9 protein-coding genes are annotated in these 9,567 nt (G+C 61.4%); 3 read left to right on the top strand and 6 right to left on the bottom strand.

Annotation, left to right across the window (positions count from 1 at the left end):
- Positions 1 to 501 precede the first annotated feature (501 nt).
- The 5 genes from HU806_RS15030 to HU806_RS15010 all read right to left on the bottom strand — a co-directional run bounded on the left by HU806_RS15030 (position 502) and on the right by HU806_RS15010 (position 4,666).
- Positions 502 to 822 carry a DUF2388 domain-containing protein gene (locus HU806_RS15030; RefSeq protein ID WP_186612138.1) on the bottom strand — a complete coding sequence of 107 codons (321 nt, stop codon included), beginning with the start codon at positions 820 to 822 and terminating at the stop codon, positions 502 to 504.
- 65 nt (positions 823 to 887) lie between these two features.
- Positions 888 to 1,337, bottom strand: coding sequence for an NfeD family protein (locus tag HU806_RS15025; protein ID WP_186612133.1), 450 nt, complete (start codon positions 1,335 to 1,337; stop codon positions 888 to 890).
- Between the two features lie 9 nt (positions 1,338 to 1,346).
- Complete coding sequence (locus HU806_RS15020) at positions 1,347 to 2,267, bottom strand: SPFH domain-containing protein (RefSeq protein WP_186612132.1); 921 nt, start codon at positions 2,265 to 2,267, stop codon at positions 1,347 to 1,349.
- Between the two features lie 125 nt (positions 2,268 to 2,392).
- Positions 2,393 to 4,177 (bottom strand): type IV pilus assembly ATPase TfpB, encoded by a 1,785-nt coding sequence (tfpB, locus tag HU806_RS15015; RefSeq protein ID WP_186612131.1) that lies wholly within the window; start codon positions 4,175 to 4,177, stop codon positions 2,393 to 2,395.
- A gap of 150 nt (positions 4,178 to 4,327) precedes the next feature.
- Positions 4,328 to 4,666 carry an ACT-like domain-containing protein gene (locus tag HU806_RS15010; RefSeq protein WP_186612130.1) on the bottom strand — a complete coding sequence of 113 codons (339 nt, stop codon included), beginning with the start codon at positions 4,664 to 4,666 and terminating at the stop codon, positions 4,328 to 4,330.
- Positions 4,667 to 4,792: 126 nt separating this feature from the next.
- Between HU806_RS15010 and HU806_RS15005 the strand changes: the two genes are divergently transcribed.
- A complete protein-coding gene (locus HU806_RS15005) occupies positions 4,793 to 5,263 on the top strand; it encodes an Lrp/AsnC family transcriptional regulator (RefSeq protein ID WP_186612129.1) in 471 nt (156 codons plus the stop codon).
- Positions 5,264 to 5,316: 53 nt separating this feature from the next.
- Here the strand turns inward: HU806_RS15005 and HU806_RS15000 are convergent, their stop codons facing one another.
- On the bottom strand, positions 5,317 to 6,684 hold the full coding sequence (locus tag HU806_RS15000; RefSeq protein ID WP_186612128.1) for a CYTH domain-containing protein: 1,368 nt from the start codon (positions 6,682 to 6,684) through the stop codon (positions 5,317 to 5,319).
- 160 nt (positions 6,685 to 6,844) lie between these two features.
- Here HU806_RS15000 and argE point away from each other — a divergent pair, with 160 nt between their 5' ends.
- Both argE and argA read left to right on the top strand, forming a co-directional pair.
- Positions 6,845 to 8,002, top strand: coding sequence for an acetylornithine deacetylase (argE, locus tag HU806_RS14995; RefSeq protein ID WP_186612127.1), 1,158 nt, complete (start codon positions 6,845 to 6,847; stop codon positions 8,000 to 8,002).
- A gap of 139 nt (positions 8,003 to 8,141) precedes the next feature.
- Positions 8,142 to 9,440 carry an amino-acid N-acetyltransferase gene (gene argA, locus HU806_RS14990; RefSeq protein ID WP_186612126.1) on the top strand — a complete coding sequence of 433 codons (1,299 nt, stop codon included), beginning with the start codon at positions 8,142 to 8,144 and terminating at the stop codon, positions 9,438 to 9,440.
- Positions 9,441 to 9,567 lie beyond the last annotated feature (127 nt).

Below are 9,567 nucleotides of genomic sequence, written 5' to 3'. Positions count from 1 at the left end.
GACGAGACTCTGACGCCTACTGGCGGCATAACCTGTTCGGCCCTTCATCGCCCCGGTTTCGGCGATTACTACGGCTTCAGCTGACTTCTGCGTGCTCATCCCGTCGCCTCTCGACGCTCGGTAGCACAGTGGCAAGCCTGCAGATCTCCCAGGGTAATTCGCGCGACCTTCCTGCTTATGCCTGTCGGATCTACGTCGTGGCGTTCCGTGCAAGTATTGGGCTTTGACGATTTGCGCCGCCTTACCCCGCCACGCCGCCTAATCCGCTTCCTGTTCGTCAGGCCAGCATTTTGCCTCGGGCTTCCTTCAGATTCGCAGTCACCCGCGACACCCTTGCCTTTGGCTAACACTTCCCCTTGCCGGGTGTGTAGAGGACTTGCACCTCCAAGTCACCAGCGTGGCCACCACAGCCAAGCTGGTTGCGCTTACGCGCAACGCGCCATGCCTGGCGCACGCAAAAAAATGCCGCTCGATCGAGCGGCATTTTTCATAGACCTGGAATCACTCCTGGGCGATGGCGTTTTTCGCCAGGATCGCGTTGGCCAGTTCCATGTCGGTGGCCTGCAGGCCTGGGTTGTCGGCACGGACTTTCTGCATCGCGGCTTCCAGATAAGGGCCACGAATACCGCCGTCGCTGGCGACGAAGCTGCCGGCGTCGTCCTGGGCGGCGACGATCAGCTTGTTGTCCTTGAAGGTCAAGTAGGTGGAACCGGTGGTCGCACCGGACGAGATGACGTTACGCCAAAACGTGTCGGCCATTGCCGAGCCAACGGGAAGAGAAAGCAAGGCCAGGGTCGCGGCAGCAAGTTTGAGACGCATGATAGGTGACTCCACGGGGTTAACTATGACGTTGGATTACCCACGACCTGATTCAGTTCCGTGACATGTCAGTCCGTCCGTTCGACTGTCAATATCGCGCCGTCCTGGGCAATTACCTTGACTCGGGCGCCAACGGGCGAATCGGGCCCCTTGGCCAGCCAGACGCCGTCGGCCACCTTGATCTTGCCGCGGCCGTCGACAATCGCTTCATGCACCAGGAAGGCCTTGCCGATGAGCTCTTGACCGCGCAGGTTCAGGTGCGGCTGATCGCTTGGGCGAACAGCGCTGCGCTGGCGTCGCCACCAGTACAAGGCTGTCGCGATGGCGAACAGGCCGAACAGCAGGAACTGCATTTCCCAGGGCAGCTGTGGCAGGACGAACGTGAGCACGCCGACGGCGGCGGCTGCCATGCCGATCCACAGCAGGTAACCGCCAGCGCCAAACACTTCCAGGATCAGCAGGATGACGCCCAGTGCCAGCCAGTCCCAGTACGACATTTGCTGCAGGAATACCCACATACGCGCGCCTCAGGCTTTCTTGCTGTCGAAAGTGGCCCGGACGATTTCGCCGATGCCGCCCACTGCGCCGATGACCTGACTGGCTTCCAGCGGCATCAGGATCACCTTGCTGTTGTTGGCTGAGGCCAGGCGGCCCAAGGCGTCGATGTATTTTTGTGCGACGAAGTAATTCACCGCCTGGACGTTACCGTCGGCGATGGCCTGGGACACCACCTGGGTCGCCAGGGCTTCGGCTTGCGCCTGGCGTTCGCGGGCTTCCGACTCAAGGAACGCAGCCTGGCGGCTGCCCTCTGCCTCGAGAATCTGCGCCTGCTTCTTGCCTTCGGCGGTCAGAATCGCCGCCGCTCGCAAGCCCTCGGCTTCGAGGATCTGGGCGCGCTTGATCCGTTCGGCTTTCATCTGCCCGGACATGGCGGCCATCAGGTCGGCCGGTGGGCTGATGTCCTTGATCTCGATCCGCGTGATCTTGATGCCCCACGGCGCCGTGGCTTCATCGACGGTGCGCAGCAGTTTTTCATTGATACCGTCGCGTTGGCTCAGCATGGCATCCAGCTCCATGGATCCGAGCACCGTGCGAATATTGGTTTGCAGCAGGTTGCGGATGGCGTGTTCGAGGTTGTTGACCTCGTAGGCGGCCTGGGCCGTGTTGACCACTTGGAAGAAGCACACGGCGTCGATCTGAACCGTGGCGTTGTCGGCGGTGATGACTTCTTGGGGCGGGATGTCCAGCACGCTTTCCATGACGTTGATCTTGCGACCGATGCGATCCATCACGGGAATGATGATGTTCAGGCCGGGCTTGAGGGTGTTGGTGTAGCGGCCGAACCGCTCGACGGTCCATTGGTAGCCTTGGGGCACGACCTTGAACCCCATGAACAGGATGGCGACCACGAGGCCGATAAAAAGTAGAAGTACGCTACCGATTTGCATGACTATTCCCTGTGCGAATTTAATGGACCTGCGAAGCCCCCAGTGTAGGGCAAACAGCCATTATCTTTGCCATGGTCCTTTCCGGTTTGTTTGTGGGACCTTTCCGTTCCTTCGCCGGACGCTGCCTACTTCTGCTCGCTCTGCGGCGTTACCCGCAACACTTCCTCGACGGTGGTCAAGCCCGCCGCGACCTTTTGCGCCCCTGAAAGTCGCAGGCTGCGCATGCCTTCCTTGAATGCCTGGCGGCGCACGGCCAGCAGGTCGGTGTCGGGGTGGATCAAACCTTTGACGCTGTCCGTCAGCTGCATGATTTCGTACACCCCGGCGCGCCCGCGATAGCCGGTGTCGCGGCATTCCGAACAACCGACGGCTTGATGGGCGTTGGTGGGCAGGGGAGCCTGCCAGGGACGCGTCAGGGTTTGCCAGTCGTCTTCGTTCAGGGTCAAGGGCGCTTTGCAATGCGGGCACAAGGTGCGGACCAGACGCTGGGCCATGACCCCGAGCACCGTGGCCTTGATCAGGTAATGCGGCACGCCGAGCTCTAGCAGGCGGCTTATGGCACTCGGCGCATCGTTGGTGTGCAACGTCGATAGCACGAGGTGCCCGGTGAGTGCTGCCTGGATCGCCATTTCCGCGGTTTCGAGGTCACGAATCTCACCGATCATGATGATGTCCGGGTCTTGTCGCATCAGCGCGCGCACGCCCGCGGCAAAGGACAGCTCGATATTGTGCTGCACCTGCATCTGGTTGAAGGACGACTCGACCATTTCAATCGGATCTTCGATGGTGCAGAGGTTCACCTCCGGCGTCGCCAGTTTCTTCAGCGTGGTGTAGAGAGTGGTGGTCTTGCCGGACCCGGTGGGGCCCGTTACCAGGATGATGCCGTTGGGCTGGCGGGTCATGTCCTGCCAGCGCCGCAGGTCGTCGGCGGAAAAGCCCAGTTGGTCGAAATCCTTGAGCAGCACTTCCGGATCGAAAATCCGCATGACCATTTTCTCGCCGAACGCCGTCGGCAGGGTTGACAACCGCAACTCCACTTCACCGCCATCCGGGGTCTTGGTCTTGACACGGCCGTCCTGCGGCTTGCGTTTTTCAGCGACGTTCATTCGGCCCAGGCTCTTGAGTCGACTGATGATCGCCATCGTCACCTGTGGCGGGAATTGATAGACAGTGTGCAGCACCCCGTCGATGCGGAAGCGCACGGTGCCTTGCTCGCGGCGCGGTTCGATGTGGATATCGCTGGCGCGTTGCTGGAAGGCGTACTGGAACAGCCAGTCGACGATATTGACGATATGCGCGTCGTTGGCGTCCGGCTCCTGATCGCTGGCGCCCAGGTTGAGCAATTGTTCGAAATTGCTCAGGTTGCTTGGTTGCTGGTCGACCGTGGTGGCGCCGCTGACCGATTTGGCCAGGCGATAGAACTCCACGCTCAGGCGCTGGATATCCACCGGATTGGCGACCACCCGCTTGACCGGCAGCTTGAGCACGTGGGTCAGGTCCGATTCCCAACTGCTGACATAGGGCTGGGCACTGGCGACGGTGACGGCGTCGCGATCGACCGCCACGGCGAGGATCTTGTGACGCTGCGCAAAAGCATAGGACATCAGCGGCGTAACGGCCGCCACGTTGATCTTCAACGGGTCGATGCGCATGTAGGGCTGGTCAGCCTGCTGGGCCAGCCACAGGGTCAGGTTTTCCAGGTCCAGGCGCTTACCGGGGCGACTGAGGTCGTCGAGGTGCTGGTTGGCAATGAATTCCAACGGGTGCAACTGGCTGTTGGCGTTATGGCGCCGGCGGGCGTTAAGCGCCGTTTCGGCTGAATCCTGGCTGATGATGCCCTGGGCGACCAGTTGGCGCAGCAGATCGTTGAGGTCCAGCCAGCGATCCTGAGTGGCGTGTTTGGTGGACATGAGCGTTCGAGTTCCTATTGGACAATTGCAGCAAAGCCGCGAAGCAGACGCTTCGGCATTCCGGCTTGTTCTGCAAAAGAATAGTCCCGACCCTATGGACCGTTGGGCCACTACCCGACCAATGCGTTTCCAATTCTTGCCCGAAGCCCCTCAACCGACCGCTTGAACCGATCCGCCCCGCGCAATCTCGGCGTCTTGTACGTCCACCGAACAGATGCTGATTAAGTTACGCAATTTTTCAGCCAGCACTTGGGCACGGTGCCAGCTCAGGCCGCCCAGAAGAACTTCCATGGACAGCAAGTCGTCGTGACGCTGGATCTGCGCAGCCTCAAGCGTCAGGCCCTGCAAGGCAAACAGGTTTAGCACCCGGCACGGCAAGTCCGGTTCGGCTTCGCCCAGCAGCTGGAATTGAACGCGGCAATGCGCGTTGGCGGTGTGCCAGACATCGGCGCGGGTCGGGGCTGTTGCCACGGTTTCGAATGAGGGCATGTGCAATCTCCTGAAGTGCGGAAGAAATGTTTACATGCGCGGCGGGGTATTTCTTATCTAAGATACGTAAAATTCCTAAGAATACGAATTGACCAAGTCCATGATTGGATAATTACGGGTTTATCTATGCAAATTGAGCTGGACGCCTACGACCGCAGGATATTGGCGCTGCTGCAAGAGGATGCGTCGCTTTCCAGCGCACAGATCGCCGAGCAGGTAGGTTTGTCCCAATCACCTTGTTGGCGGCGGATTCAGCGGATGAAGGAGGAGGGGGTCATACGTGGGCAGGTGACGCTTCTGGATCGCAAGAAAATTGGCCTGAACACGCAGATTTTCGCCGAGATCAAGCTCAACGCCCATGGCCGCTCGAATTTCACCGAGTTCACCGAGGCGATCCGTGGCTTTCCCGAGGTGCTGGAATGCTACGTGCTGATGGGATCGGTGGATTTCCTGCTGAGAATTGTCACGGCGGATATCGAGGCCTATGAGCGATTCTTCTTCGAGAAACTGTCGATGGTGCCGGGGATTCAGGAAGTGAATTCGATCGTGGCGCTGTCGGAGATCAAATCGACGACGAGCTTGCCGGTTGTGCGCTGACCGGCCGTTTTTGTGGCGAGGCAAGCACGCTCCCTCGCCACAGTTTCAGCGCATCACAGGCGCAGCAAAGTCTTCCAGGCCCGATTCTGATACACCGCGATAGCCTGCTGCTTGCGCGCATCCAGGGTTTCGTCGGTGATTGGTTCGTTGGCCAGTTGCGCCAATTTGTTCAGTTCGCCATAGAGGCGGTCCATTTCCGGGATTTCCAACACTTGGCGAGCATGGTGAAGCCAGGCCTGGATGCGCTCGATGCGCGGCAACTGCTCCGCGAGGTCCTCCGGTTGCTGCTGGTAACGTTGCAGTTGCAGCGACGAGGCTTCCTCGCTCAGCAGGCGTGGCAGCCAGCTGGCCAGTTGCGCCGCGCCCTGGCGATCGCCACGGGTGTTGCGGCCGGTGGTCCAGCTACGGGCCAGCAGCCAGCGTGAAGCGTTCAGCGAAAAGAGGCCCCAACGTGGGTCTTGCAGCTCTTCGAGGAACTGCTCCGGCGCTGCCTTGCGCACGTCTTCGTCATCCAGCCCAGCCTGGACCAGCGGACGCCAATCTTCCAACAGCGCATCCAGGGCGACGCGCAAGTCGTGGGTCGATTGGCGCGGCGCGGTCTGGCCAAGGCTGCTGAGCAAGGCGCGCAGTTCGGCTAGGTTCTCCACCCAGTCCTGCAACAGTCGCCAATGGCCGTTGAAGCGATATTGCTCGGCCAGGCGCTGGCTGCTGCCGAGCAAGTGCCAGCTCAACGCGGCGAAGGCGTCGTCCAGCGGTGTCTCGCCGATCAGTTGCGGGGCAGGCAGGCTCAGGGCGTAACTGCTGGCGTCATGCAAACGATAGCCACGTTCGGCCTTGCTGATGTCGCAAGGCATCAAGGGCAGGGTTGCGGCCAGCTCGGCGGCCAGTTCCAGCAGGGCAGCCGGCTCGCCTTCGCGCAATTCCAGCTCCAGCTCGCAGATTTCTTCCTTTTGCTTGCCGACTACGACGTGACCCAGGTCCAACGCTGCTTCGATGACGACTTTGCTTTTGCCACGGCCCCAGGCGATCTCGGCGCGTTCGCGGACGAAATCCGTGGTGAAGATTGCCTTGAGGGTCTTCTTGTCCAGTTCGGCCAGCGCCTCTGGCCAGCATTCGCCTTCCAGCTTCTTGATGTCGAGCTTGGCCTTGGGCAGGTGCCAGTCGTATTCGTTACGCTCGGACAGGCCGGCGACGCTCTGGCCGCGGGTCTTGAGGGTCTGGATCACCTCTTCGCCGTCGCGACGCAGGCGCAGGGCGACTTTGGCCCGGGCCAGGTCACGCTCCGGCGTGTCGAAGTACTGGTTCATCAGTTCGTGGCGTTCCCAGCCACTCTTGTTGCGCTTTTTCAGCAGCGGATGCTCGCGCAGGGCTGCCAGGGTCTCGCGGCTGACGCGGAGTTTGATTTCGGTTTCTTTCTGCATGGCCGGAAAATCCAGGGATCAGGTGCGCAGCCGGGGGAAGGTGTGGCTGCCAAGGTCGTGCAGTGTACAGGACTCGTCCGTCGTCCGCGCCGCGACGGTTCCTTCCTGACTCCCGATGGTTCTATGATGGACGTCAAATTTGTATGCCCCGGAGCCAGCGATGCCTTTGCCATCCATGAAAGATCGGTTCGCTGCCCTGATCGCCGCGCCTTCGGTCAGCTGTACCCAGCCAGCCCTGGACCAGTCCAATGCTGCCGTGATCGAGCTGTTGGCGGGCTGGCTCACCGAGCTTGGGTTTTCCTGTGATATCCAGCAGGTCAGCCCCGGCAAGTTCAATCTCCTGGCCAGTTTCGGCACCGGCCCTGGCGGGTTGGTATTGGCCGGGCACAGCGACACGGTGCCGTTCGATGGCGCGCTGTGGCAGACCGATCCCTTGAAGCTCACCGAGGTCGATGGGCGTTGGGTGGGCCTGGGCAGTTGCGACATGAAGGGCTTCTTTGCCTTGGCCATCGAAGCGGTCAGGCCTTTGCTGGATCAACCGTTCAAGCAACCGTTGCTGATCCTTGCCACGTGCGACGAAGAAAGCTCCATGGCCGGCGCCCGTGCCCTGGCCGACGCAGGACGCCCGCTGGGGCGCGCGGCGGTGATCGGCGAGCCCACTGGCCTCAGGCCAATTCGCCTGCACAAGGGGGTGATGATGGAGCGCATCGACATCCTCGGGCGCAGCGGCCATTCCTCCGACCCGAGCCTGGGCCATAGCGCCCTCGAAGCGATGCACGACGCCATGGGCGAGCTGCGCGGTTTGCGCCTGCAATGGCAGCGGGAATTCCGTAATCCTCAGTTCAGCGTGCCACAGCCGACCCTGAATTTCGGCTGCATCCATGGCGGCGACAACCCCAATCGGATCTGCGGCCAGTGCTCCATGGAATTCGACCTGCGGCCCCTGCCGGGCATGGACCCGCAAGTGCTGCGGGCGGCGATCCAGCAGAAGCTCGATCCGATTGCCGAGCGTCACAAGGTCAGGATCGACTATGCGCCGCTGTTCCCCGAAGTGCCGCCATTCGAGCAGGCCGAGGATGCGGAATTGGTCCGGGTCGCCGAACGGCTCACCGGTTATCGCGCCGAAGCAGTGGCATTCGGTACCGAAGCGCCTTATCTTCAGCGTCTTGGTTGCGAAACCCTGGTGTTGGGCCCTGGCGATATTGCCTGTGCCCATCAGCCTGGCGAGTACCTTGAAATGTCACGTTTGCAACCTACCGTACTATTGTTGCGCCAGTTGATCGGGCATTACTGCCTGACGCCGGTCACCGCCGATTAAATTGCCCGCCTGCGGGCCCGTATTTCATCTCATGAGGAGAGCGCGCGTGTCGCCAAGCCTGTTCCGACGATAACCACCAGCCCGCTGTGCGTTCCGCTTCGTCTTTATTTCGGCTGTTATTTATTACAGGCCCAGGTTCATGCCCGAATACGTCAATTGGCTTCGTCACGCTTCGCCCTATATCAATGCCCACCGCGATTGCACCTTCATCGTCATGCTGCCCGGCGATGGGGTGGAGCATCCCAACTTCGGCAACATTGTCCATGACCTGGTGCTGCTGCACAGCCTCGGCGTACGCCTGGTGCTGGTTCATGGTTCGCGCCCGCAGATCGAAGCCCGCCTCGCTGCGCGGGGCCTGACGCCGCATTATCATCACGGCATGCGCATCACCGATGCCGCGACGCTGGAGTGCGTCATAGACGCAGTCGGGCAGTTGCGCATTGCCATCGAGGCGCGCTTGTCCATGGACATGGCGTCCTCGCCGATGCAGGGTTCGCGGCTGCGGGTCGCCAGCGGCAACCTGGTCACCGCGCGGCCGATCGGCGTGCTTGAAGGGGTGGATTATCACCACACCGGCGAGGTGCGTCGGGTCGACCGCAAGGGCATCAATCGCCTGCTGGACGAGCGCTCCATCGTGCTGCTGTCGCCGTTGGGCTATTCGCCCACCGGCGAAATTTTCAATCTGGCCTGCGAAGACGTCGCCACCCGGGCGGCCATTGATCTGGCGGCCGACAAGCTGCTGCTGTTCGGTGCTGAACAGGGATTGATTGGCGAAGATGGGCGACTGGTTCGCGAGTTACGCCCGCAGCAGGTCCCGGCCCACATGCAGCGCCTGGGCAGCGACTATCAGGCCGAACTGCTGGATGCCGCCGCCCAGGCTTGCCGTGGCGGTGTCGCGCGCAGCCATATCGTCAGTTATGCCGAAAACGGCGCGTTGCTGGCGGAGTTGTTCACCCGCGACGGCAGCGGCACGCTGGTCGCCCAAGAGCAATTTGAAGTGGTGCGCGAAGCGGCCATCGAGGACGTCGGCGGCTTGCTCGACCTGATCAGCCCGCTGGAGGAGCAAGGAATCCTGGTGCGTCGCTCCCGCGAGGTGCTGGAGCGTGAAATCGAACAGTTCAGCGTGGTCGAGCGCGAAGGCATGATCATCGCCTGCGCGGCCCTGTACCAGATCGCCGATTCGGACGCCGGGGAGTTGGCTTGCCTGGCGGTGAACCCGGAATACCGCCACGGTGGCCGGGGCGATGAATTGCTGGAGCGGATCGAAACCCGGGCCCGTGCCCAGGGGCTCAAGACCCTGTTCGTACTCACGACCCGAACCGCCCACTGGTTCCGTGAGCGGGGCTTTGAACCCAGTAGCGTCGAGCGCCTGCCAGCGGCGCGAGCGTCGCTTTACAACTACCAGCGCAACTCGAAAATCTTCGAAAAAACCCTGTAGCCGATCGTCCCAAACTTGCGCGCGGCCGCGATCTTCTTGATTTCAGACAATGAGCAGCTAGTCTGGAACACGTCAAGATCGCGGCATGCCGAGCCGTCGTGATCCTGATCGACGCCATTGGAGGCGT

The organism is Pseudomonas sp. SWRI154 (assembly GCF_014268645.1).
GTDB classification, from domain to species: domain Bacteria; phylum Pseudomonadota; class Gammaproteobacteria; order Pseudomonadales; family Pseudomonadaceae; genus Aquipseudomonas; species Aquipseudomonas marvdashtae.
Note: the sequence above shows the minus strand (reverse complement) of the source record. Positions and strands in the feature narration are given on the sequence as shown.

Excerpts from the sequence above, each read along its gene's own strand:
- HU806_RS15025 (WP_186612133.1), bottom strand. The coding sequence starts at position 1,337 with ATGTGGGTATTCCTGCAGCAAATGTCGTACTGGGACTGGCTGGCACTG.
- HU806_RS15020 (WP_186612132.1), bottom strand. The coding sequence starts at position 2,267 with ATGCAAATCGGTAGCGTACTTCTACTTTTTATCGGCCTCGTGGTCGCC.
- tfpB (WP_186612131.1), bottom strand. The coding sequence starts at position 4,177 with ATGTCCACCAAACACGCCACTCAGGATCGCTGGCTGGACCTCAACGAT.
- HU806_RS15010 (WP_186612130.1), bottom strand. The coding sequence starts at position 4,666 with ATGCCCTCATTCGAAACCGTGGCAACAGCCCCGACCCGCGCCGATGTC.
- HU806_RS15005 (WP_186612129.1), top strand. The coding sequence starts at position 4,793 with ATGCAAATTGAGCTGGACGCCTACGACCGCAGGATATTGGCGCTGCTG.
- HU806_RS15000 (WP_186612128.1), bottom strand. The coding sequence starts at position 6,684 with ATGCAGAAAGAAACCGAAATCAAACTCCGCGTCAGCCGCGAGACCCTG.
- argE (WP_186612127.1), top strand. The coding sequence starts at position 6,845 with ATGCCTTTGCCATCCATGAAAGATCGGTTCGCTGCCCTGATCGCCGCG.
- argA (WP_186612126.1), top strand. The coding sequence starts at position 8,142 with ATGCCCGAATACGTCAATTGGCTTCGTCACGCTTCGCCCTATATCAAT.